Here is a 24,009-nt window from a genome sequence, read left to right as displayed (position 1 = left end):
ATTGCCAGTGTTTCCGGATGGCCTGACCCTCCTGCTGCAGGCATTTGTGACGGCTTGTAGCAGAGTATTGTGCATCGTTGGGTGTCGCGTGAGTGACCTGTCAGCTCCAGTTTCCCCTATCTTTTCAGCCAACCCCCGTAGAAATTGTATGCTGTCACTATGACGGCATGCTGGGCAGTCCAGCTGACCGCGAAAAGGACTTGGGGGGGGCGATGAGCGATTATCAGGGCATGCGTTGGTTCAAAACGGACTTTCAGGTTCAGACGCCGGAGGATAATCGCCATTGGGCTGACGATGATCTGCGTTTGCATGAGCGGCGGCCACTGGTAGAAGGGACGGCTTGTGAGCTGGGCATTCAGGAGAAAGCCCGGCGCTTTCTGCGACGCTGTCACGAGCTTGAGCTCCAGATGGTCGGCATCACCGATCACAACTTCTCGGAAAAATCCGAACCGCGGGACTGGTTCCTCACCCATCTAGTCGAACAAAACAGATCGGTGGCCAAGGACCTGGAGCGTGAACCGCTGGCTCTTTTTCCAGGTTTCGAAGTGGACATCGGCTACCACGTGCTCTGCTTGTTCCAACCGGCCAAGAGACAGCGGGACATTCAACGTCTCAACATGATCCTCAGCAAACTGGGGTTGGCCGAGCATGAGCGCTTTCGGGCTGGGGTGCCCCTGCAACTGCGTCGTGACGGGCGTACCCTGAGCCTGAAAGAGCTGATCGAAGTGGTCGAGCAGCATGATGGACTTGTCATCGCGGCCCATGCCGATCAGGCCGATGGCATGTTGACCTCGCCCAACAACATTGCGGACTACCAAATTCCCCAGCTGCTTGCGGTGGAGGTCGCCACTTACCCGATGCCGGCAAACATTCGGTCAATTTTGCAGGGACGTGATCGGAATTGGTCCAGGCGCGGGCGTCAGCCCGCATACGTCCAATCCTCTGATGCCAAATCGTTGAAAGTGGGCGAAGACGGACAGCCACTGGCCAACTCATTGGGTTATCGGTCAACCTGGGTAAAAGCCTCGAAGCCTTCTATTGCGGCGCTGCGTCAGGCCTTCCTGGACGGTGCGTCTCGGCTCAGAATTCAAGATGCTCGCCCCTCGGATGAGCAGACGCATCCCCGTATCGTTTTTCTGAAGTGCCGCGGGTTGACGTTCCTCGCCGACCAGGAGCTGTATTTCTCACCCAATCTGAACACGATCATTGGCGGCCGGGGAACGGGTAAATCGACCCTGATGGAGTTGCTGCGTTTCGCGTTCGCCAGGGATGCGGGTGGCCAGTTCTCTGCTTTCATTCAGGCGAAGTTCGACCGCCTGCGTCAAACCTTTACCGGTGACGCCGAGATCCAGATCGGTTGGGAGGCGGTGCCCGGTCAAGTGGATGTTATTTCGCTGCGGCCGGAGGGCCCTCACCAAATTGTGCAGGGTGAAGTCTTGGATACTGCTGCTTACCTCAAGCAGATCCCCATCCAGTTCTACAGCCAACAACAACTCAGCGATCTCACCAATGTCGGCGGCGAGAGCAGCTTGCTGAGCATGCTAGATGAGGCCTGCAGTGCAGAGCTGCAGGCACTCAAAGCCCGTGAAAATACTCTGCGCGCCGAAATCATGCAGGTCTTTGCCGCTTCCGATCAATTGGCCGAATTGCGCAATGCGGAGAAGGACGTGGCGCAACAACTGACTGAGCTCAATCGTCAGTGGCAAGCCCGTAAAGAAATTCAGGCAGAAGCGCTGCAGTTCCAGCGAGCCGAGGCCAGTCGTCAGTACTTCGAAAAAGCCAAGGCTCAGTCAGTCAGCGACGCTCAGGCAATTACTGCCCTCGCCGAAACGCTTGCCCAGCCGGGGGGGCTGAACGATGGCAAGATCGAAACCTGGCCCATGGCGGGCTGGTTTAATGCCTACACCGAGGGTGCGTCGGCGCTGCGTCTGAAATACTCAGAACAACTGGTCGTGCTGGCGACGTCCATGCAACGGGAAGCGGCTGAATTAGAGCAGCGTATGCAGGGTTGGGAGGCGGTGTCGGCTGAGCTGACGACCATTAAAGATGGATTTATGCAGGCTTGCCAGGACAGGGGACTGCTGCCTCAGGATGTCGCGCGGCTCCAGGAAATCGACAAGACGCGGCAAATCAAACAGGGAAACCTGGAACAGCTGCGCAAACAGATCGAGGGCCTAGAGCCTGCGGTGGAAAAGCTCTCCGCCCTAGTAGAAGAGCTGCACGCATTATGGGCAGAACAATTGTCTGTTCGTAGTCGAACCGCCGTGGAAATTTCCGAGAAAGCCAATCGTTCGATCAACATCCTCGTGCAGCCTATGGGTGATGAAGCCCACTTTCAACAGCTCTGGGAGGGGCTGGCTCCGGACGGGCGCGCCCGCATCGGCAGGGCGTGGACACAGATTGGCGAAGTACTGTTTGCAGACTTTCAGAGCTATGTGGCCGCCAATCAACCAGCGACTTACTCGCCTTGGCTGCACATCAGAACCGTCTTGATGGAACAAATCCTTGTGCCTCAACAGCTGGAGGGGCTCACCGGCGATATTCGTAAGCATCTCGTTGAACAGAAGGATAAATGGCGTGCTGCACGGTTGACTCGCATTGAGGATCAGGTTGACCTTGAACTGTACCGCGCCGATGGCACCCTGGTCGGAAGCATTCAAAGTCGGGCACTTTCAGAGGGACAGCGGAACACAGCCGTGCTGAAGCTGTTACTGGCGCAGGGTGATGGCCCTATCGTCATCGACCAGCCAGAAGACGAGCTTGATTCGAACTTTATCTACCATGAGCTAGTGCCCTTGCTGCGCAAGGTCAAGAATCGTCGGCAACTAATTTTGGCTACCCATAATGCCAATCTACCCGTCAATGCTGACACTGATTTGGTCTTTGCACTGGATGTTAAAAACGGTCGTGGAGAGCGGTTAGCCGTAGGCGGGCTCGATCAGTCGGATACCGCCAATGCAGTATTAAACATTATGGAAGGCTCAGCAGAGGCTTTCAAGCGGCGATTCGAAAAGTACCATTTTTAAATTGAAGCGATAGGGTGCGCTGAGGCGCGCCCTGTTTAGTTTGAAACTGATTTTTGGTGGTAGATAAGGAAGTGATAGGCATGGTTGTATCGTATTGGCGCAAGTTTGTTGGTCGAGTTGAGCTTGATTTTGAAGCGCCGCTCACGTTGTTTTGTACTTTTGCTGTGATTTTTTCCGTCGTGGGGTGGATAGTGATACAGCTCCCGTTTAAGACTGAGCTTTTCGGAGTTGAGTTAATAAAGCATGTGTCAGATATTATGACTGAGCATGAAGCGGGAAAAAGCATGTTTGTGCTGTCGGTCTATACGTTGCTGGTGTCATTCATCAAGAGTGTCTGGCAGGCGCGGTCGGCGGTCCATTCTTTTTTTAATCGTTATATAGTAATTGTGCCGGCTAATTTTTTGATTAGCTTGGTGTTTGTCGAGGGCGCTGTGACCTTTAGCGTTATCCTCGTCACTCCGACCGGCGTGCCTGGCGCAGGCGAAATGTTCTTATACTTAGGCGGAAAATATTTAGTTCTGGCGTCTACTTTGCTCTCTGCGCTGATTTTACTGAACAGTGACCGCGGTTTTGTTGAAGGTTTTTGGCTGAAGCATGGTGCCGCGCTGTGCCTGACGGCACTCTATTTTCTAGGTCTTCTGCTGTGACGCTTGGCAGCGTACTGCCGCCAAAGGCGCTCGCGCCAAGGAGTGGGGCGCTGCACTAATCGGTGAGCGTCGCACGACGGCCGATCAAACGCGTATTTTGGAAAACCGTCGCGTCGATAAAACTCAGTGTCCGGCTGAAGTCTGCGCGTGTGTGCTGCGTTGGCAGGTCGATGCGCATGGCTTACCTCGTGCCGAATTCAGCGCGCTCGTAATGCATGAACTGTCCTTTGTGCGCGCGTTCTAGCACTTCCATGGCGAGGCCAGGGTTGTCGGTATGCAAGGTGCAGAGGGTCTCGTCCGGCTCGGGCGTGATCTCCATCCGCAACTCGCACTCCAGGGTGAAGTGGCTGGCGGGAGCGTTGATCCAGCCAGCAGCGGCTGCGTCCCCGGCAGTCCGCACACAGCGCTTGGTGATAGTCGGCGTATTCCCACTCGTGCCGGTCAAAGGATTTGGGGGAGGGGGGGCAGCTTTTCGACCTGCATCAGTTGGTCATCGAACAGGTCCACCTGATAGCAATTGCTGTCGTCATCCGAAAACTGGACATACTGGCGGCGCAAGGGGGAAGAGGTAACCGGTTCTGAGCAGGGCATACCAAGCACCAGAAAAGCGTGGCCTGGTACAAAAACGGAGTGAGCTACTCGCCTTCGTCGTTATAGTGGCGCACTTGCGACCACCCCTTCAGGCGCTGAGCAAGCCAGCGCCGATGTTGCGACATGCTAGGGCTCTCAACGATGTGCGGTTCGACAAACTCCGGCAGATCGTCTCAGTCATCACCACGCTGGTACTTAGTGGGCGTTACTTTTTGCGGGGCGTGGTGATGATGTGCTCCACCCAGGCTGCAACCCCGTCCGCATATCTATTGTCCTGGTTTTTGAAGCAATAGTCCCTGATGAATGCGCCCCGAGCTGCCAAAGAGTTCATGAGGAAATCCTCCTCGATGCTCCCCATTTCGTTCTTCGCTTTGGAGTTAGCCGGCGTCGCAGTCGAGAACACATTAACACCAGTGATGAAACCGTCAGCCCAGTTATCAAGCTGATCTTGTACGGTTCGGTTTGCGGTCAGCACCTGGAGGCAGGTTGCATTACCATTCCCATGGGTCATATGAGTCAGGTTGATGTGGTAGGGCCTGTCCGCCGCGGCTGCACTGCCTAAAAACAGACCCAAACCGACTGCGAGAAAACGCCTTTCATTGGACACCATGAGCAAATAGCAAATGGCCACTCTATCGGCGGGGGGAGGTTCAAGCAAGCCAGAAAACCTGCAGTAGGGAGGGGAGGGTCCAGTGACAATTGGGTGTTACCGGAGCAAAGCACTCCCGTTACGCGGGCGGCTCGTGGTACTCCGCACCGTTGATCCACTTGTCCGCTACCTCGACTTTGAGCTCCGTCAGGAATCGTTTCTGGTCTTCCCGAGAATGAGCGTTAGGACCGAAAATGCGCATCAGCAGATACCGCGGGGCGTGAGGATCTTTGGCGTAAATCAGCCACGAATCGTGCGCGGCCTCAGACTCTTTGATCGTTCGCTTAAACGGGTCCTCGATCTTAGCCCAGCGATCAAGCGCCGCCTGAAGATCGGTCAGCTGAATGTGCCAAAGGGGGGGCTGGTAGAGGGAGGAGTCGCGGCCCCACACGACGGGGTAGGGCTGCTCACAAATTTTGAAGTTGTAGAAGTCGACGTAAAGATCGTGCCAGTCAGGAAGCCGCATGAACTCTTGGGTTACGAATACCCGTGGTGTTCGATCCACTAAGCCTCACTTAGTCGACCGGAGTTTGCCGGTAGCAACGAACTGGGTGAACTCTTCATTGCCGATGCGGGTGGCTTCCCTGACGACGACAGTGATGTCGCGTGGGGTCCCTTTCTTGACGCGCGGCTTCGGTTTGGCCGGCTGACTCAGGTGGCTCAGCTGGCCGAACGTGAGCTTGCCCGGTTCCAAGTACATAAGCATGTGGTATTCCTCCGTAAAGGATTCGTGATAGTGATCCTAAGCCCTTACTCAAATTTGATCAACGGCAAAATGATAGCAGGGCTCGCTTCAGACCCCTCTAGAACGCGCAGAGGTCGCTTGTGGATGCGCAGGCGAACATCCGCAGCCTACGATCGGCTGCTGAAGAATTTCCTCAAATACATCGCAACGGACATTGGGAGCCCGCTTGCCATCGCCGGCAGATGCGGGGTTGACATCACGCCGCGTGTGGCGAGCACGTATTTAAACGGCTGATCGGCTGGGACGTTGACGAACGGGCAGCGCTGCGGCATTCGCCACGCGACGCAAAAGTCCGTGGTCGGCGCCGACGACCTGGCCGAGCTGGAGGCCGAGCTGCTCAAGGACATCGAGAGCTGATCGACCGCATTGTGGTGGTCCGGGAGGGGCACAAAAAGGTGTATCGAAAGAAGTCTCTTGTCGAGGCAAGCGATGGCCTAACACATATATGCGCTGAACCAACCTTACCGGTACGGTGATGGGCCAAAAGCTCGACTCTTGACAGGCTGGTCCCGGGAACTACGATCCCGGCCGCTTCACCCCGCCCACGAAGGGTCGGGTGTTGCTCCATGCTTATGCCCAGGTCTTGCTGATGCTTCGCGGCAGTCTTATCGCTCGACAAGCGCTCCTGGAGGGACGGCTTGTGGCTGACCGGTTAGCCGATGCCCCTTTTGTCGAATAGGGCGGCATTGCCCTTTTAGAGGTGCCGGCGGGCGATTACACGGAAAAGGTCTACAGAGGAGTCCATCGACCTCTGCGCCACATGCCATGTACGCCTTGCTCGGCGCGCCCGAGTTGGGTCATAAACTTCAAAACTCAACCGCTTTTCCGCCCCTCCAATGACCAGGGTCGGTACAGCATGTCCGACAAGATGAGCTCTGATGGTGTTGAGCACCATCGCCATCGCTGCCAAGGGCTGCACAGGCCTACCGTTTCCTCCAAATAGCGAACAGCCTGACTAATGAGACAGTACCGGTCAGACCAGTAAAAACTGGTTGTTGCACGTCAGAAGCCCTCTTGGTGTGACCCGAGTGTCAACCCAATCGCTCCGTACTTGGTTTTGTTGAAAATTCAGTCGATCGCTTGGGACGCAAAAAGCTGTTAAGCCCGAATTTCCTCGTTCGGTCCGGTCATACCAGTCTTTACCTCATAGCTAGAGATCTAAAAGTGCTGCAAATAAAATCGTTTCGAATGCAAATTCAAGGGGTTTTCGGTTGAGTGGGTGAGAATTGGCTTTACCGGTCTGACCAGTTGGTGCAATACCCGGGCAAAAAAAAGCGGCAGGTTCAACCTGCCGCTTTTTCCGTGTTGCCGGGACTAAGGCTTGGACAAGGCCAGGTCTACCGCCGCGATCAGCTTTCCCAGGTCCTGGGAAGGGGCCTTATGGATGACGCCGAAGAGGTAGGCACGTTGCTCATCTTCGTCGTCCTCGTCTGCGAAGAAGGCTTTGAGTTTGATCCCCAGCGCCTCGGAGAAGGTCGACAGGGCTTCCACGCTGGGGGTGTAGGTGCCGGTTTCGAAGCGACTGATGGTCTTGGGGTCAAAACCGGTTTTCTCGCCAAGTTCAGCCTGAGTGAGCCCGGCTACCTTGCGGTAACGTCTGATGGCCGAACCCAAACTTGAATTTGTCATCGCTTAATTCCCATTTAGAATCAAGAACTTAACGATATCTATGCGCATTAGGCAACGCCACGATTCATCACCTTTATTTGCATAATGTGATGTAATTCGTAGAATTACCGGTTTGGACAGGCCAAAAGCCATCGAGTTTCAACCGGGGGCAGCAGGCTGAGAGTATTCAGCAAAGCACCTCGGCAGAAGGCTGATCTCGATGTCGGACGAATGGTTCGTGCGCTGCACAGGACAACCTGGCAGACCACAGCAAATGGAGTTTTATCGTGCGTCTCAACATGCCGGTCACCTCGGTCGAGCAGACTTTCGGCGAGGACCAGCGGCTTATTTCCGCTACCGACACCGCCAGTAATATCACCTACTGCAACGCCGAATTCGCCGCCATGAGCGGTTTCAGCCAGGCCGAGCTGATCGGCAGCCCGCACAATCTGGTCCGCCACCCGGACATGCCGCCAGCGGTGTTCGCGCTGATGTGGCAGTACCTCAAGGCTGGCCAGAGCTGGATGGGGATCGTCAAGAACCGCTGCAAGAACGGTAACTTCTACTGGGTCAGCGCCTATGTCACGCCGATCCTCGAAGACGGCCACCTGGTCGGCTACGAATCGGTGCGGGTCAAGCCGACCCGCGAGCAGGTGCGCCGGGCCGAGGAACTGTATGCGCGGTTGCGTGAAGGCAAGCCTGCGGTGTCGGCCGGCCGCCGCCTGGCCCAACTGAGCCAGGTGATGAGCCTGCCATTGGCGGCCGGTGCAGTGGCGGTGGCCGCCAACCAGGCGCTGCCGGGCTGGCCGGGCCAGGGCATTACCCTTGGCCTGTTCGGGCTGATCGGCCTTTGGGCCCACAGCCGCTTGGGCCGCCAGCTTGGGCAGATCGTGGCGTGCTCGAATCACACCTTTGCCGACCCGATCAGCGCCCTGACCTACAGCGATCAACTGGGCTCGGCAGCACAATTGCAGATGATCCTGATCAGCGAAGAAGCGCGGCTCAAGACCGCGCTCACCCGCCTGAGCGACCTGGCCACGCAGATGGCCGAAGCCGCCAGCGACTCCAGTCGTCTGTCCAGGAACACCGAAACCGCGTTGCTGGAACAGCGCGCGGAAACCGACATGACCGCCACCGCCATGACCGAAATGGCTGCGTCCATCGGCGAGGTGGCCGAGCATGTGCAGCAAACCGCAGTCCAGGCGCAGACCGCCAACCAACTGGCCGAGCAGGGCAGCCAGGTCGCTGGCACCAGCCGCGAGGCCATCCAGTTGCTGGCCAATACCGTCAGCCAGATCAACCAGGCGGTCACCCACCTGGCCGGGCAGACCCAGGACATCATGCTCGCCGCTGAAGTGATCCGCGCGATTGCCGAGCAAACCAACCTGCTGGCGCTCAACGCCGCCATTGAAGCGGCCCGCGCGGGCGAGCAGGGCCGTGGTTTTGCCGTGGTCGCCGACGAGGTTCGCGCCCTGGCGGCCAAGACCCGGCAGTCGACCGTGCAGATCCAGGGCATCATCGAGAACCTGCGCAGCGGTGCCGACGAGGCGGTGAGTATCGCCAGCCTCGGTATCAACGAGGCCGAGCAGGGCGTGGCCCAGGTGCTGGAGGCGCAACGCGCCTTGCAGGGCATTCGTGCCGCCGTCGAGCGCATCAGCGACATGAGCCAGCAGATGGCCGCCGCCTCGCAAGAACAATCCTCGGTGGCCGAAGAAGTCAGCGAGCAGATCAACAACGTTGCCAGCACGGTGCAGGCCACCGCGCGCAACGCCAATGCCGCGGCCAGCCGTGGCGCCGAGCTGCAAAGCATTTCTTCGGGCCTGCGGGCCCTGGTCGAGCGCTTCAACCGCTAGCCACCAGGGCGCAGAGGAATTCATGGACGATAACTACCGCACGGCCGTCGATGCCGCCGCGATCTTTTCCGAAACCGACCTCAGTGGCCGGATCACTTACGTCAACGAGCAGTTCTGCAGCATCTCCGGCTACAGCCGCGAGGAACTGCTCGGGGCCAATCACCGGATCCTCAACTCCGGCCTGCACGGGCCGGAATTTTTCGTCGACATGTGGCGCGCGCTGGTCGCCGGCAGGGTCTGGAAGGGCGAGATCTGCAACCGTGCCAAGGACGGCTCGTTGTACTGGGTCGACAGCACCATGGTGCCGCTGATCGACCCGGGCAGCGGCCAGGTGCGCAAGTACGTTTCGATCCGCTTCGATGTCACCGAGAAGCGCCAGTTGTTGCATACCCTGCAATGGCGCGTGGGCCACGATGTACTCACCGGCCTGCCCAATCGCGCTTATCTGTCCGACCTGCTCAACCAGGCCCTGGAGTACTCGCGCAACGAGGACATTCCGCTGGCGGTGTGCATGCTCGATCTGGATGGCTTCAAGGCGGTCAACGACGGCTACGGGCATGCCAGCGGCGATCTTCTGCTGGTCGAAGTGGCCACGCGCCTGAAGGGCATCTTGCGCGGCGGCGATGCCGTGGCGCGGTTGTCGGGCGACGAGTTCGTGCTGATCCTGCGCCATGTGCAGAACCCTGCGCATTTGCAGGCGGCGCTCGACCGGGTGCTGATCGCGATAGCAGCGCCGTACCAGATCCGCGACCAGGATATCCGCGTCAGCGCCAGTATCGGCGTGACCTTGTTCCCTCAGGACAACGAGGACACCGACACCCTGGTGCGCCACGCCGACCAGGCCCTGTACGTGGCCAAGCAGAGTGGGCGCAATCGCTTCCACCTGTTCGACGTGTCGCTCGACCGGGAGGTCAAGGCCACCCACCAGACCGTGGCGCGCCTGCGCCAGGCCTTGTACATGGGCGAGCTGTGCCTGCATTACCAACCCAAGGTCAACATGCACAACGGCGCGGTGATCGGCTTTGAAGCACTGCTGCGTTGGCAGCACCCGGGCAAGGGGCTGGTGATGCCCGCTGACTTCCTGCCGCAGGTCGAACAGACCGACCTGATCGTCGAGATCGGCGAATGGGTCATCGACCAGGCCATGAACCAGATGCAGCGATGGCAAGCGCTGGGGTATCAATGGCCGGTCAGCGTCAATATTGCTGCCCGCCATGTGCAGCGTGACGACTTTGTCGAGCGCCTGCAGTTGTCGCTGAACCGTCATCCGGCCGTCGCACCGGCGATGCTCGACCTGGAGATCGTCGAGTCGGTGGCGATTGAAAATATCCAGCGCGTCAGCCAGTGCCTGGAGGCCTGCCAGCGCCTGGGCGTGCAATTCTCGCTGGATGATTTTGGCACCGGCTATTCGTCGCTCAGTTACCTCAAGCGCCTGCCGACGCGCACCATCAAGATCGACAAGTCGTTCGTCCGCGACATCCTCCACGACCAGGACGACCTGGCCCTGACCCGCGCCGTGATCGGTCTGGCCCGGGCTTTTGGCCGCCAGGTGATCGCCGAGGGCCTGGAGACGGTCGAGCATGGTCAGTTGCTGATGGGCCTGGGTTGCGACATCGCCCAGGGCTACTGCATCGCCCGGCCAATGCCGGCCGAGCAGGTGGTCGACTGGGTTGCCAATTACCAGCAGCCTCTTGAGTGGAGACCCCTGTAGGCGCGGGCCTTCTGTGGGAGCGGGCCTTGCCCCGCGATCGAGCGCGCAGCGGTCGCAACCCAGGCGACGCCGGATCTACTGACAGTACTGGCCTCATCGCGGTGCAAGCCCGCTCCTACAGGTGGGCGGCGTTATTTACGCATTCTTTATGCCCGCCCCGGGCTCTTGGTCTCGTCCCTTTACAGCCACTCTGCCGACAATGACCGTCAGCGGCGCGTGCCGTAAGGACGGAGAGTTTTCATGAGCATTCTGGACGGGGTGTCACTGCTGTTGGCAGTGGCCTTGATGATCTACCTGCTGGTCGTGCTGCTGCGCGCCGATCGGGGCTAGGAGCGACCATGCACAGTTACGATTACGTGTTGCTGCTGGCGTTCTTTGCGCTGGTACTGCTCCCGGCACCCTTGCTCGGGCGTTTCTATTTCAAGGTGATGGAGGGCCAGCGTACCTGGCTGTCGACACTGCTCGGGCCGCTCGAGCGTGGCTGCTACCGGCTGGCCGGGGTCGACGCGAACAAGGAGCAGAGCTGGCAGCAATACACCCTGGCCCTGCTGGCCTTCAACCTCGCCGGCTTCGTGCTGGTGTTCACGGTGCTGCAGTTGCAAGGCTACCTGCCGCTCAACCCGCAGCACCTGGCGGGGCAGGAGTGGTCGCTGGCATTCAACACCGCGGTGAGCTTTGTCACCAACACCAACTGGCAGTCCTACAGCGGTGAGGCTTCGGTCAGTTACCTGAGCCAGATGCTCGGCCTGACCGTGCAGAACTTTGTCAGCGCCGCCACCGGCCTGGCGGTGCTGGTCGCGCTGTGCCGCGGCATCGCCCGTCGCTCGGCCAAGACCCTGGGCAACTTCTGGGTCGACATGACCCGCGCCACGCTTTACGGCCTGTTGCCGCTGTGCCTGGTGCTGGCCTTGCTGCTGGTATGGCAGGGCGTGCCGCAGACCTTCGCCGATTACGTGCATGCACTGACCTTGCAGGGCGCCGACCAGACCATCCCGCTGGGCCCGGCCGCCAGCCAGATCGCGATCAAGCAACTGGGCACCAACGGCGGCGGCTTCTTCGGCGTCAACTCGGCGCACCCGTTCGAGAACCCGACGGCCTGGAGCAACCTGTTCGAGGTGGCTTCGATCATCCTCATCCCGGTGGCCCTGGTGTTCACCTTTGGCCATTACGTCAAGGACATGCGCCAGAGCCGGGCGATCATCGCCGGCATGCTCGCGTTGTTCTTGATCGGTGGCGGCACCGCGCTGTGGAGCGAGCACCAGGCCAACCCGGCGCTGAGCAGCCCGCTGGTTGAACAGAGCGCGCCGCTGGAAGGCAAGGAAAGCCGTTTCGGCACCACTGCCAGCGTGCTCTGGACGGTGACCACCACCGCCGCCTCCAACGGCTCGGTGAACAACATGCACGACAGCCTCAACCCGCTCAGTGGCATGGTTGCGCTGGTCAACATGATGGTCGGCGAGGTGATCTTCGGCGGCGTTGGTGCCGGGCTCTACGGCATGCTGCTCAACGTGTTGATCGCCGTGTTCCTCGCCGGCCTGATGATTGGCCGCACCCCGGAATACCTGGGCAAGAAACTGCAGGCGCGGGAAGTGCAATTGCTGGTGGCGACCTTGCTGGTGATGCCGGTCGGCGTGCTGGTGCTCGGCGCCCTGGCAGCCAGCCTGCCGGGACCTGCGGCAGCGATCAGCAACCCCGGTGCCCATGGCTTCAGCCAACTGCTGTATGCCTACACCTCGGCCAGCGCCAACAACGGTTCGGCATTCGCCGGCCTGGGTGCCAACACCACCTTCCACAACGTGATGATCGGCCTGGGCATGCTGATCGGCCGCTTCGGCTACATCCTGCCGGTGCTGGCCCTGGCTGGCAGCCTGGCACTGAAAAAGTCCGCACCGGTGGGGCAGAACAGCTTCCCGACCCACGGCCCGCTGTTCGTCACCTTGCTGGTGGTGACCATCCTGCTGGTCGGTGGCCTGACCTTCCTGCCGGCCCTGGCCCTGGGGCCGGTGACCGAATACCTGAGCCTGGGCTTGTGAGGAACAACTGATGAATATGCCGATTCCCGAAGTAAAGGTGCAGGCCGCCGAAGCTGCGCGCACCACCGTTGCCGCCCTGTGGCGCCCGGCGCTGGTACAGGCCTTCGTCAAGCTCGACCCGCGCCAACTCAAGCGCTCGCCGGTGATGCTGGTGGTGGAACTGACCGCGATCTTCACCACCTTGCTGTGTTTGCTGCCTGACAGCCGCGTGCCCACTGGCGTGGCGTTGCAGATCGCCCTGTGGCTGTGGTTCACGGTGCTGTTTGCCAACTTCGCCGAAGCCCTCGCCGAGGGCCGTGGCAAGGCCCGCGCCGACAGCCTCAAGGCCGGCAGCCAGGGCCTCAGTGCCCGTCGCCGTACGGCCTCGGGCAGCTTCGAGATTGTCCCGGCCACCAGCCTGCGCAAGGGCGATGTGGTCAAGGTCTCGGCCGGGGAGATGATCCCTGGCGACGGCGAGGTGCTTGAAGGTATCGCCGCGGTCAACGAGGCGGCGATTACCGGTGAATCCGCGCCGGTAATCCGCGAGTCCGGCGGTGATCGTTCGGCGGTCACCGGCAACACCCGGCTGGTCTCCGACTGGTTGCTGATCAGCATCACCAGCAACCCCGGCGAGTCGACCCTGGACCGCATGATCGCCCTGGTCGAAGGCGCCAAACGGCAGAAGACTCCCAACGAGATCGCCCTGGACATCCTGCTGATCGGCCTGACCCTGATCTTTCTGGTGGTCGTGGTGACCCTGCAGCCGTTCGCCCATTTTGCCGGTGGCAGCATCCCGCTGGTGTTCCTGGTGGCGCTGCTGGTGACCTTGATCCCGACCACCATCGGCGGCCTGTTGTCGGCCATCGGTATCGCGGGCATGGACCGCCTGGTGCGCCTGAATGTGATCGCCCGCTCCGGTCGTGCGGTAGAGGCTGCCGGTGATGTGCATGTGCTGATGCTCGACAAGACCGGCACCATCACCTTCGGCAACCGCCGCTGCAGCGCCCTGCATGCGGCGCCCGGCGTTACCGCGCGGGAGTTGGGCGAGGGCGCCTTGCTGGCGTCGCTGGCCGACGACACTGCCGAAGGCAAGTCGATTGTCGAGTACCTGCGCCAGTTGCATGATTTCACCGAACCGACTGCCGATCAGCTCACGCCCGTGGCCTTCAGCGCCGAAACCCGGCTGTCCGGCATCGACTATCAGCAACGTCGCTATCGCAAGGGCGCGGTGGACTCGGTGCTGGCCTTCGTCGGCATGCAACGCCTGGAAATGCCGGCGTCATTGGCCCGGGAAGTGGACAAGATTGCCCAGAGCGGTGGCACGCCGCTGCTGGTGTGCCTCGACAAGCGCCTGCTCGGCGTGATCCACCTCAAGGACGTGGTCAAGCCGGGCATCCGCGAGCGCTTTGCCGAGCTGCGCAAGCTGGGCATCCGCACGGTGATGGTCACCGGCGACAACCCGCTGACCGCTGCGGCGATTGCCGCCGAAGCCGGGGTCGATGACGTGCTCGCCGAAGCCACCCCGGAGAAGAAGCTGGCGCGCATCCGCCAGGAACAGAACGACGGCCGTCTGGTGGCCATGTGCGGTGACGGCGCCAACGATGCCCCGGCGCTGGCCCAGGCCGATGTCGGCATGGCCATGAACGACGGCACCCAGGCAGCCCGCGAGGCAGCCAACATGGTCGACCTGGACAGCGACCCGACCAAGCTGCTGGATGTGGTCCAGGTCGGCAAGGAGTTGCTGGTGACCCGTGGTGCGTTGACCACCTTCTCGATTGCCAACGACGTAGCCAAGTACTTCGCCATCCTCCCGGCCTTGTTCGCGGCGATCTACCCGCAACTGGGCGTGCTCAACCTGATGCACCTGAGCAGCCCGCAGAGCGCGATCCTCTCGGCAATCGTCTTCAATGCCCTGATCATCGTCGTGCTGATCCCGCTGGCCCTGCGCGGGGTGCGGGTGCAGGCCGCCAGCGCCGCCCACCTGCTGCGTCGCAACCTGCTGATCTATGGCCTGGGCGGGCTGATCGTGCCGTTCGCCGGGATCAAGCTGATCGACCTGTTGCTCACCGCCCTGAAGCTGGTCTGAACCAAGGAGATGACCATGACTACCCATATTCGTCCGGCCCTGAGCCTGATCCTGTTGATGACCCTGATCACCGGCGCGGTGTACCCGCTGGTGGTCACCGGCATCGCCCAAGTGGCCTTCCCCGACCAGGCCAATGGCAGCCTGCTGCGCGACGGGCAGGGCCAGGTGCGCGGCTCGCAGTTGATCGCGCAACGCTTCGAGGGCGACGCCTGGTTCCAGTCGCGGCCTTCGGCGGGCGACTACGCCACGGTAGCCAGTAGCGCCAGCAACCTGGCACCGAGCAATCCGGCGTTGGCCGAGCGGGTCAAGAGCAGCGCCGCGCAGCTGTACATCGAAGCGCAGGGGCCCGTGCCGCTGGCCTTGCTGACCACCTCCGGCAGCGGCCTGGACCCGCACCTGTCGCCTGCGGCGGTGGCCTACCAGCTGCCGCGGGTGGCGGCGGCGCGCAAGGTTGCGCCCGAGGCCTTGCAACTGCTGGTCGAGCAGTCCACCCTGCATCCCTTGATCGGCCCGCCGGTGGTCAATGTGCTGGCCCTGAACAGCGCCCTTGAGCGGCTGGCACCGGCGTCGAAATAAGGACAGGCAGTGAGCATGAGCAATTCCGAACGCGCAGATGCGTTGTTGGCTGGGCTGCCGCGCGAAGGGCGCGGCCGGCTCAAGGTGTTTCTGGGCGCGGCGCCCGGGGTAGGCAAGACCTACGCCATGCTCCAGGCCGCCCATGCCCAGTTGCGCCAGGGGGTGGCGCTGCTGGCCGCAGTGGTCGAGACCCATGGCCGCGCCGAGACCGAAGCGCTGCTCGGCGGCTTGCCCCAGCAGCCACTGCTGCGCAGCGAATACCGCGGCATGCTGCTGGAAGAAATGGACCTCGACAGCCTGCTCAAGGCCCGCCCGCAACTGGTGCTGGTCGACGAGCTGGCCCACAGTAACGCTCCTGGCAGCCGCCACGCCAAGCGCTGGCAGGATGTCCAGGAGTTGCTCGCCGCCGGCATCGACGTCTACACCACGGTCAACGTCCAGCACCTGGAAAGCCTCAACGACCAGGTGCGCGGCATCACGGGCGTGCAGGTGCGTGAAACCCTGCCGGACTGGGTGCTGCAGGAAGCCTTCGAACTGGTGCTGATCGACCTGCCGCCGCGCGAGCTGCTTGAGCGCCTGCGCGAAGGCAAGGTGTATGTGCCGGAGCAGGCGCGGGCGGCGATCGATGCGTTTTTTTCCCAAACCAACCTGACCGCCTTGCGCGAGTTGGCCATGCAGACAGCGGCGGCCCAGGTCGATGCGGACCTGGCCCACGGTTACCGCCAGCTTGGCCAGGACGCCCCGGCCTTGCGCGGTCGCTTGCTGGTCGGCGTCGATGGCGATGCCCAGGCCGAGCGCCTGGTGCGGCATGCCAGCCGTGTCGCCCAGCGCCGCCATCTGCCCTGGACCCTGGTGCACGTCGACAACGGCCGGCTGCGCGACGAAACCGCACGTCAGCGCTTGCAGGCGGCCCAGCAACTGGCCGAACGCCTGGGTGGCGAAGTGGTGCTGTTGCGCGCCGGCGAGGTGGCCAGGACCCTGATCCAGCATGCCCTGGAACGGCGCGCGAGCCTGGTGCTGGTCGGCCAGTCACGCGATCGCCTGCGCCGGCGGCTGTTCGGCGCCGGGGTGGCGACGCGCTTGCTGCGTGATGCCCATGGCCTGGAAATCAACGTGCTCGACCGCGACACCCAGCCCGAACCGCCCAGTGCAGCGGTGAAAAAGGTCTGGGTCTGGCGCCATTACCTGTTGGCCCTGGCCGCCACCCTGTTGGCGTCCGGCCTGGCCTGGGCGGTGGCCAGCGTGCTGGCCTTGCCGAACATCTCTCTGGTGTTTCTCGCCGCGGTGTTGCTGGTGGCGGTACGCAGTAGCCTGGGCCCGGCGCTGGCCTGTGCGGTGATGTCGTTCCTGGCCTACGACTTTTTGTTCATTCCGCCGACGTTCTCTTTCAGCATCCAACGTGAAGAAGACGTACTGACCTCGCTGTTCTTCCTGTTGATGGCAGCGCTCACCGGTAACCTCGCCGCACGCCAGCGCCGGCAGTTGCAGGCCCTGCGCGAAACCCAGGAGCAGACCAGCCAGTTGCTTGAGCTGTCGCGCAAGCTCACCGCCGCCACCGACCGCCAGGCGGTGTTCACCGCCGCCGGCCAACACCTGGATGGCTGGCAGGACCTGCAGGTGTGCCTGCTCGAACGCGATGCCGAGGGTCGACTGCAGGTGGCCAGTGGCGGCGACCTGCAGTTCAGCGACAATGAGCGTGCCGCCGCCGACTGGGCCTGGCAGCACGACCAGGCGGCGGGCCAGGGCAGCGATACCTTGCCCAATGGCCGCTGGTGGTGGTGGCCGCTGTCGGTGGACGAGGCACGCCTGGCGCTGCTCGGCGTGCGACCGCGCAAGGGCCAGCAACTGACGGCCCAGCATTGCCGCCTGCTCAAGGCCCTGAGCCAGCCGCTGGCCCAGGCCCTGGCCCGGGCGCGATTGGCCGAGCAGCTTGAGTCGGCCCGTTTGCATGGCGAAACCGAACAGCTGCGCAGCGCCTTGCTGGCCTCGGTGTCCCACGACCTGCGCACGCCGCTGACCGCCATGCGCGGCAGCATCGACAGCCTGCTGGCCCTCGGTGAGGCGATCCCCAAGGCCGATCGCCAGGAGTTGCTCGAAGGCACCCGCAACGAAGCCGAACGCCTGGATCGCTACATCCAGAACCTGCTCGACATGACCCGCCTGGGCCATGGCGGCTTGAAGCTGGCGCGCGACTGGGTGGCGCCCACCGACATTGTCGGCAGTGCCCTGAACCGCCTGCGGGTGGTGCTGGCGCCGTTGCAACTGCGCACCGAGGTGCCGGCCGACTTGCCGTTGTTGTTCGTTCACGCCGCGTTGATCGAGCAGGCGCTGATCAATGTGCTGGAGAACGCTGCACGTTTTTCTCCGGCGGCTGGGCGGCTGGCGCTTCAGGTCAGCACTGAGGGCGAGTTGTTGTGCTTTGCCGTCAGCGATGAAGGGCCGGGTATTCCCGAGGCCGATCGCGAGCGGATTTTCGACATGTTCTACACCGCTGCCCGCGGTGACCGGGGCGGGCAGGGCACGGGGCTGGGCCTGGCGATCTGCCAGGGCATGATCGGCGCCCATGGCGGGCATATCCGCGTGGGCGATGGTATCGATGGCAAGGGCACCTGCATCACTCTATGCTTGCCGCTGCCGACCCAACCCGAGCCTGAAAGCGAAGCCCCATGAGCCAAAGCGCGACCCTGCTGGTCATCGATGACGAGCCGCAAATCCGCAAGTTCCTGCGTATCAGCCTGAGTTCCCAGGGCTACAAGGTGGTGGAGGCCGCTACCGGTGCCGAAGGTTTGACCCAGGCGGCATTGGCGCGCCCCGACCTGGTGGTGCTCGATCTTGGCCTGCCGGACATGGACGGCCAGCAGGTGCTGCGTGAACTGCGCGAGTGGAGTGCGGTGCCGGTACTGGTGCTGTCGGTGCGGGCCAGTGAAATCCAGAAGGTCGAGGCGCTGGACAGCGGTGCCAACGACTACGTGACCAAGCCCTTCGGCATCCAGGAGTTTCTTGCCCGGGTGCGGGCCTTGCTGCGCCAGGCGCCGCAGGCGACAGCCACCGCATCGGCGCTGAGCTTCGGGCCCTTGACCGTCGACCTGGCGTTTCGCCGGGTGACCCTGGACGGTATCGAGGTGGCGCTGACCCGCAAGGAATATGCGCTATTGGCGCAGCTGGCCAGCCATCCGGGGCGGGTGATCACCCAGCAGCAACTGCTCAAGGATATCTGGGGGCCGACCCACGTCGATGACAGCCACTACCTGCGCATCGTCGTCGCCCATGTGCGCCAGAAGCTCGGCGATGACCCGACGGCGCCGCGGTTTATCGTGACTGAGCCTGGGGTGGGGTACAGGCTGATCGGTCCGGAGCAGAATTAAGGGCCCTATCGCGGGGCAAGCCCGCTCCCACAGCAAATGTAGGAGCGGGCTTGCCCCGCGATGCTGTTAGCCGTCAACGCCGCTCCGCCTCATAGTTATCCAGCGTATCGCGCGCAATTTCCCGGCCCAGGGCAATCAGCTCCGGCGCCTTGTAGAACTCGAAGAACCGGCACACTCGCTTGGGCACGTTGATCAGCACGTCCGGCGGATACCCGGCAATCTTGTACTGGGCAAGTGACGTCTGCATCACCTCGAAGCTCTGGTTGATCAAGTCCAGCAGGGAGGCTGGCCCGACGTTGTCGATGATGAACGAGCCGGTCGCCGATTTCGGCGCGCCGTCAGCCTCCGGCGCCGCAGCCGGTTGCTGGGCTTCGGGGGCGGCCGCGTCGCTGAGCCAGGGGTTGGGAATCTGCGCCGCCTCAGGTTGCAGCTCCTGCTCGATGCGCATCAATTGCTCGGCCGGTTTGCGCCGGAACGGCAGGTGCGAGCCCAGCGAGTTGATCAGGCTGTCAAAGCGCAACTTGAACGCTGCCGGGCGTTCGATCACCGGTAACTGGTATTGCCTCTGGTTGGTCGAGTTGAGGTTCACGGCGATGATCAGGTCGCAGTGGCTGGAGACCACCGGGATGATCGGCAAAGGGTTGAGGATGCCGCCATCGACCAGCATGCGGTTGCCTTGCACCACCGGCGTGAACAGGCTGGGAATCGCCGCCGAGGCACGCATGGCCTGGTGCAGGCAGCCCTCCTGGAACCAGATTTCCTGCTGGTTGGTCAGGTCGGTGGCGACTGCCGTGTAGGGGATGCGCAGGTCTTCGATATTGACCTCGCCGACGATCTTGCGAATCTGTCCGAAGACTTTCTCACCGCGTATCGCCCCCAGGCGAAAGCTCACGTCCACCAGGCGCAGCACGTCCAGGTAGTCCAGGCTCTCGATCCAGTTGCGGTATTGATCGAGTTTGCCGGCGGCGTAAATACCGCCGATTACCGCACCCATGGAGCACCCGGCGATGCAGGCGATGTCGTAGCCGCGGCGCTCGATTTCCTCGATCACGCCGATGTGTGCATAGCCCCGAGCCCCGCCTGAGCCCAGAACCAGTGCGACGCGCTTTTTCATGATGCTTCCCCGGTGTTCTGCTTCCATGGTCTAACAATGCGCCCAATTGTGTCTGTGCTTCAATCGTCAGCGGCGCTGCGCTACGCTGAATAGGGCACTTTTCTCACTGTTTGCCGTCGAAGTCGCCACCCTGAACTTTTTCTTTTGAGGAATTGCCGATGAAAGCCTGGATTTGCCTGCCCTTGATTGCCCTGGTCCTGACCGGTTGCGCTGGCAAGACGGCCTACCGCGACAGCTGCGCCAATCAGCTGGACGCGGCCTGGAAGGAACTCGACCTGGCCAAGGCCGAAGGCTTCGCCGGTACCGTCAGCTACTCCAAGGCGTTGTCGCTGTTGACCGGGGCCAAGACCCAGCAGCAGTTCGAAGCGTTCGAAGGCTGCAGCAGGAAGGCTCAGAAAGCCCGCTTCTACATTCGCGAATCCCGCGCCGGGCGCTGATACAGGAGTAGACCATGTCGTCGGCCATGCTTGACCATGTCATTGCCCAGGTACTGAGCCTGCAGGTGCGTCTGCTGGCGTGCCAGGCACGTCTGGCTGCCGATACCGACAGCGAGGCGCTGCACGACCTGCGCATCGGCGTGCGGCGCTTGCGCAGCCTGCTGCGGCCGCTGCGCGAATTGCCTGGCGTCGACCAGCTGGAAGCGGCTGCCCAGGCGCTGGGTACCCTGACCACACCACTGCGTGACCGTGAGGTGCTGGCCGCGCAGTTGTTCGAGCGACAGCAGACGGCCGCTGCGCAATCGCGCCTGGCGCACCGCAGGCAAACCTTCGCCAATGTCGCCGCCAGCCCCGAGCTGGCGCGCCTGCTGGCAATCGTCGACGCTTTCCCGGTGTTCTTGCGCGCAGCGCAGCGCCAGGGCCTGATCCGGCGCCTGCAACAGCGCATCGACAGACGCCTGGGAAAACAGTGGAAGCAACTGCGTGAGGCCCTTGACGATCCCGCCCACGACCGCCATCGCCTGCGCCTGCTGATCAAGCGGGTGCGCTACGCGGCTGAAGCCTATCCGCAGTTGCAGCACTCCAACCCCCGCCTGCAAAAGGCCCTCAAGCGTGCCCAGGGTGACCTGGGCACCTGGCACGACCTGCTGCAGTGGCTGCTGCAAGCCGAGCAGCAACCCGACCTGGCCCCGTGTGTCAGCCACTGGCAAACGCAGCAGACCATGGCCGAGCAACGCGCCGATGCCACCCTGGAACGCCTGCAGGTGCGGCTTGCGCAGCGATAGCCCGCTGAAATGGCCGAAATGCGTGCTGTAGACCGGCTGCTGTCTGGTTAAGATCAATTTTTTTCTGATCGCTGAGGTCGTCATGAACTTTTCGCAATTGCTCACGGCGGTCCGCCAGCATCCCCAGGCGGTGACCATTGATTCAAGCTGGGCCCAGGGCCGTGCCTGTTTTGGCGGGCTGATGGCTGCCCTGGTGTACGAGGCCATGCTGGCCAAGACTTCGCCGGGGCGTCCAGTGCGTTCCCTGGCCATTACCTTTGTCGGCCCGGCCGAGCCCGAAGTGCCGATCAGCTTCGACGTCGAGCTGCTGCGCGAGGGCAAGGCCGTCAGTTCGCTGTTAGGCCGGGCCACTCAGAACGGTCAAGTGGTGACGCTGATCCAGGGCAGCTTTGGTGCCGGGCGTGACTCGGTCGTCGATGTTCCGGCCTTGCCGGCGGTCGAAATGAAAAGCCTGCAGGAGGCCGCGCCCGAGCTGCCTTACATCAAGGGGATCACGCCGGAGTTCATGCGCCACCTGGCCCTGCGCTGGGCGGTGGGCGGCTTGCCGTTCAGCAACACGCCATCGCGCAGTATGGGCGGTTGGGTACGCCTGCGCGGTGACGTCAAGGATGAGCCGGTCAGTGAGGCGCACCTGCTGGCGCTGGTCGATGCCTGGCCGCCGACCTTGTTGCCTTACCTGAGCAAACCGGCGGCGGGCAGCACCCTGACCTGGACCATCGAGTTCGTGCAGCCGGTGCCGAGCCTGAGCACCCTGGACTGGTGCCGGTACTGTGCGCAGATCGACCACGCCCGCGATGGTTACGGGCATGCCTCGGCCGCGCTATGGAGCGCTTCTGGCGAGTTGCTGGCAATCAGTCGCCAGACGGTGTCGGTGTTCGCTTAACGGCGATGACGCTGGCGCCAGGCACGCCACCAGGCACCGCTGAGCACGAAGCGCGGAAAGGTGATGAACTGCTCGACCAGCAGGCGGCCAATGGCATCCTTGCGGTCGGCGAACGGCTCGGGTTGTTCGGCTTCCAGGCGGTGCCCCTGGCGCTGTAGACCGAGCCCGGCGATCAGGGCGATGATGCCCACGGCCAGTTGCCCAAGGTCCAGCGAGAACAGCCCCGAGAGCACCAGCAACACGCCGAGGATGAACAGCGGCACGGCAATCAGGTGCAGCACCAGGTTGGTCGGGTTGCGGTGGTTGTGGTGGTAGCCACGCCATTGCCAGGCGGGCAGGTTGGGCAGGCGTTTACTCATGGAAATGTTCCTCAGGGGCTTGCCTGAAGAATAGTGCGGCCCCGGCAAAGGGGCCAATCGATGGCTGCTATGACGCCTATAGCTTGAGCTGGCCGATGGCCTTGTTCAACTCGCCGGCCAGGGTCGCCAGTTCGCTGCTGGTGGTGGCCGAGTCAACGGTCTGCTGCACGGTCTCTTCGGTGACGTCGCGGATGCTCACCACCGCCCGGTTCATTTCCTCGGCCACCTGGCTCTGCTGCTCGGCGGCCACGGCAATCTGTGTATTGCTCTCACGCATCTGCGCCACCGCGCTGGTGATCTCCGCCAGGGCGGCGCCGGCTTCCTGGGCCTGTTGCACACAGTCGTCGGCCTTGAACGAGCTTTCCTGCATGAAGTCCACGGCGTCGCGGGTACCGGCCTGCAGGGCCGAGACCATGGTGGTGATTTCGTCGGTAGAGGCCTGTACCCGTTTGGCCAGGTTGCGTACCTCGTCGGCGACCACCGCAAAGCCACGGCCCAGATCGCCGGCCCGGGCCGCCTCGATGGCGGCGTTGAGTGCCAGCAGGTTGGTCTGCTCGGCGATGCTGTGAATCACCCCGACCACGCCGTTGATCTTCTGGCTGTCGTCGGCCAGCTGGCGGATCATTTCGGCGGTCTGTTGTACGCCGCTGGACAGCCCGGCAATCGAGGTCTGTACCCGGCTGACCACTTCCTGGCCGCTGCCGGCCAGGGTGTCGGCGCTCTGCGACAGGTCGCGGGTGGCGCCGGCGTGCTGGGCGATGTGATAGACCGTGGCGGTCATTTCGTTGATGGCGGTGGCGGCCTGGTCGGTTTCGCTCTGCTGGCCGAGCATGCCGTGACGCACGTCGTTCATGCTCGCGGCCAGGCGCGCGGCGCCGGAATCCAGTTGCGCGGCGGTGCGCGCCACGGTGTTGACCACCCGGTGGTAGGTGGTCTGCATGGCATTGAAGGCGCTGGCCATCTGTCCGACTTCATCACCACAGGCCAGGGGCACGCGGGCTGACAGGTCGCCGGTTTTTTCCACGTGCAGCATCACGTCCTTGAGGGTGTTGAGCTGGCTGAGCAGGAAGCGGATCAGCAGTTGCGAGGCGCAGAGCATCGCCAACATCAGGATCAGTACGCACACGGCGTAATTGGTGAAGCGGTCGGTGAATACCTGGATCAGGCTGGGGGAGGGCGCGAGCACGGCGATCTGCTGATCGCCGTGGCTGATGACCTGGGCGCCGGCCAGCGGATTGTCACCCAGCAACGGCATGCCTTCGAGCTCGACCCAGCCTTGGGCCGAGGCCAGCGCATCGAGGCTGTGCCCTTCGAACTGCGGCGCCTGGCCGGGGGTGTACGTCAGCCACAGCGCGTTGCTCGGCAGGGGTTGCCCGGCTGGCCAGGCCGCCAGTAGCTGCGCCTGGGCCTGGGCTTTGCTTTGTGCACTCTGGGCCCGGGCCTGCTGTTCAAGGTGCACGGCATACAGCACCAGAAACAGCGTGGTGACAAAGGCAACCGCATTCACGGCCCAGAACTTGTACTTCAGGGAGATATTGCTAAGCCAGGCACCCATGGTAGGT

The 24,009-nt window shown here is 62.4% G+C and carries 21 protein-coding genes and 1 pseudogene; 14 read left to right on the top strand and 8 right to left on the bottom strand.

What is annotated here, in order from left to right:
- Window positions 1–212 precede the first annotated feature (212 nt).
- A complete protein-coding gene (locus tag UW3_RS0111420) occupies window positions 213–3,026 on the top strand; it encodes a TrlF family AAA-like ATPase (protein ID WP_010222576.1) in 2,814 nt (937 codons plus the stop codon).
- A gap of 80 nt (window positions 3,027–3,106) precedes the next feature.
- Complete coding sequence (locus UW3_RS0111415; protein WP_010222575.1) at window positions 3,107–3,673, top strand: hypothetical protein; 567 nt, start codon at window positions 3,107–3,109, stop codon at window positions 3,671–3,673.
- Window positions 3,674–3,728: 55 nt separating this feature from the next.
- On the opposite strand, the gene UW3_RS30080 is transcribed toward UW3_RS0111415, so the two are convergent.
- The 5 genes from UW3_RS30080 to UW3_RS0111380 form a co-directional block, all read right to left on the bottom strand.
- Complete coding sequence (locus tag UW3_RS30080; RefSeq protein WP_272942702.1) at window positions 3,729–3,851, bottom strand: hypothetical protein; 123 nt, start codon at window positions 3,849–3,851, stop codon at window positions 3,729–3,731.
- A gap of 618 nt (window positions 3,852–4,469) precedes the next feature.
- Window positions 4,470–4,922 carry a hypothetical protein gene (locus tag UW3_RS0111400; RefSeq protein WP_148276792.1) on the bottom strand — a complete coding sequence of 151 codons (453 nt, stop codon included), beginning with the start codon at window positions 4,920–4,922 and terminating at the stop codon, window positions 4,470–4,472.
- Window positions 4,923–4,992: 70 nt separating this feature from the next.
- Complete coding sequence (locus UW3_RS0111395) at window positions 4,993–5,379, bottom strand: type II toxin-antitoxin system YafO family toxin (RefSeq protein ID WP_010222573.1); 387 nt, start codon at window positions 5,377–5,379, stop codon at window positions 4,993–4,995.
- A 45-nt stretch (window positions 5,380–5,424) separates the two neighbouring features.
- Window positions 5,425–5,619, bottom strand: a complete 195-nt coding sequence (locus UW3_RS0111390; RefSeq protein WP_036995533.1) for a hypothetical protein — start codon at window positions 5,617–5,619, stop codon at window positions 5,425–5,427.
- Between the two features lie 1,353 nt (window positions 5,620–6,972).
- Window positions 6,973–7,287, bottom strand: coding sequence for a helix-turn-helix domain-containing protein (locus UW3_RS0111380; RefSeq protein ID WP_010222571.1), 315 nt, complete (start codon window positions 7,285–7,287; stop codon window positions 6,973–6,975).
- A gap of 278 nt (window positions 7,288–7,565) precedes the next feature.
- Between UW3_RS0111380 and UW3_RS30220 the strand changes: the two are divergent.
- The 9 genes and pseudogenes from UW3_RS30220 to UW3_RS0111340 all read left to right on the top strand — a co-directional run.
- Window positions 7,566–7,832, top strand: a pseudogene (locus UW3_RS30220) (PAS domain-containing protein); the annotation flags it as partial.
- 177 nt (window positions 7,833–8,009) lie between these two features.
- Complete coding sequence (locus UW3_RS0111375) at window positions 8,010–9,119, top strand: methyl-accepting chemotaxis protein (RefSeq protein WP_414867358.1); 1,110 nt, start codon at window positions 8,010–8,012, stop codon at window positions 9,117–9,119.
- Between the two features lie 22 nt (window positions 9,120–9,141).
- Entirely contained in the window at window positions 9,142–10,830 is a 1,689-nt protein-coding gene (locus UW3_RS0111370) for a putative bifunctional diguanylate cyclase/phosphodiesterase (RefSeq protein WP_010222569.1), read from the top strand.
- 240 nt (window positions 10,831–11,070) lie between these two features.
- Window positions 11,071–11,160, top strand: a complete 90-nt coding sequence (gene kdpF / locus UW3_RS26870; protein ID WP_036995531.1) for a K(+)-transporting ATPase subunit F — start codon at window positions 11,071–11,073, stop codon at window positions 11,158–11,160.
- An 8-nt stretch (window positions 11,161–11,168) separates the two neighbouring features.
- A complete protein-coding gene (kdpA, locus tag UW3_RS0111360) occupies window positions 11,169–12,863 on the top strand; it encodes a potassium-transporting ATPase subunit KdpA (protein WP_010222568.1) in 1,695 nt (564 codons plus the stop codon).
- A 10-nt stretch (window positions 12,864–12,873) separates the two neighbouring features.
- Complete coding sequence (kdpB, locus tag UW3_RS0111355; RefSeq protein ID WP_010222567.1) at window positions 12,874–14,928, top strand: potassium-transporting ATPase subunit KdpB; 2,055 nt, start codon at window positions 12,874–12,876, stop codon at window positions 14,926–14,928.
- 15 nt (window positions 14,929–14,943) lie between these two features.
- Entirely contained in the window at window positions 14,944–15,504 is a 561-nt protein-coding gene (gene kdpC / locus UW3_RS0111350; protein ID WP_010222566.1) for a potassium-transporting ATPase subunit KdpC, read from the top strand.
- A 15-nt stretch (window positions 15,505–15,519) separates the two neighbouring features.
- Window positions 15,520–18,174: a sensor histidine kinase gene (locus UW3_RS0111345; RefSeq protein ID WP_010222565.1), complete on the top strand. Its 2,655-nt coding sequence runs from the start codon at window positions 15,520–15,522 to the stop codon at window positions 18,172–18,174.
- Window positions 18,171–18,869: a response regulator gene (locus tag UW3_RS0111340; RefSeq protein WP_010222564.1), complete on the top strand. Its 699-nt coding sequence runs from the start codon at window positions 18,171–18,173 to the stop codon at window positions 18,867–18,869. The genes UW3_RS0111345 and UW3_RS0111340 overlap by 4 nt, the downstream gene beginning before the upstream one ends.
- A gap of 73 nt (window positions 18,870–18,942) precedes the next feature.
- On the opposite strand, the gene UW3_RS0111335 is transcribed toward UW3_RS0111340, so the two are convergent.
- Entirely contained in the window at window positions 18,943–19,983 is a 1,041-nt protein-coding gene (locus tag UW3_RS0111335) for a patatin-like phospholipase family protein (protein ID WP_010222563.1), read from the bottom strand.
- A 158-nt stretch (window positions 19,984–20,141) separates the two neighbouring features.
- On the opposite strand from UW3_RS0111335, the gene UW3_RS0111330 reads away from it, so the two are divergent.
- The 3 genes from UW3_RS0111330 (at window position 20,142) to UW3_RS0111320 (ending at window position 22,088) form a co-directional block, all read left to right on the top strand.
- On the top strand, window positions 20,142–20,420 hold the full coding sequence (locus tag UW3_RS0111330) for a hypothetical protein (protein ID WP_010222562.1): 279 nt from the start codon (window positions 20,142–20,144) through the stop codon (window positions 20,418–20,420).
- A gap of 14 nt (window positions 20,421–20,434) precedes the next feature.
- Window positions 20,435–21,205: a CHAD domain-containing protein gene (locus UW3_RS0111325; RefSeq protein ID WP_010222561.1), complete on the top strand. Its 771-nt coding sequence runs from the start codon at window positions 20,435–20,437 to the stop codon at window positions 21,203–21,205.
- A gap of 82 nt (window positions 21,206–21,287) precedes the next feature.
- Window positions 21,288–22,088 carry an acyl-CoA thioesterase gene (locus UW3_RS0111320; protein WP_010222560.1) on the top strand — a complete coding sequence of 267 codons (801 nt, stop codon included), beginning with the start codon at window positions 21,288–21,290 and terminating at the stop codon, window positions 22,086–22,088.
- Here UW3_RS0111320 and UW3_RS0111315 read toward each other — a convergent pair.
- Window positions 22,085–22,447 carry an Mpo1-like protein gene (locus UW3_RS0111315; RefSeq protein WP_010222559.1) on the bottom strand — a complete coding sequence of 121 codons (363 nt, stop codon included), beginning with the start codon at window positions 22,445–22,447 and terminating at the stop codon, window positions 22,085–22,087. The genes UW3_RS0111320 and UW3_RS0111315 overlap by 4 nt on opposite strands.
- A gap of 76 nt (window positions 22,448–22,523) precedes the next feature.
- Window positions 22,524–24,002 (bottom strand): methyl-accepting chemotaxis protein, encoded by a 1,479-nt coding sequence (locus tag UW3_RS0111310; protein WP_010222558.1) that lies wholly within the window; start codon window positions 24,000–24,002, stop codon window positions 22,524–22,526.
- Between the last annotated feature and the right edge of the window lie 7 nt (window positions 24,003–24,009).

Source organism: Pseudomonas donghuensis, from assembly GCF_000259195.1.
Taxonomy (GTDB): domain Bacteria; phylum Pseudomonadota; class Gammaproteobacteria; order Pseudomonadales; family Pseudomonadaceae; genus Aquipseudomonas; species Aquipseudomonas donghuensis.
The sequence above is the reverse complement of the archived record's forward strand: the minus strand, read 5'-3'. Positions and strand labels throughout refer to the sequence as shown.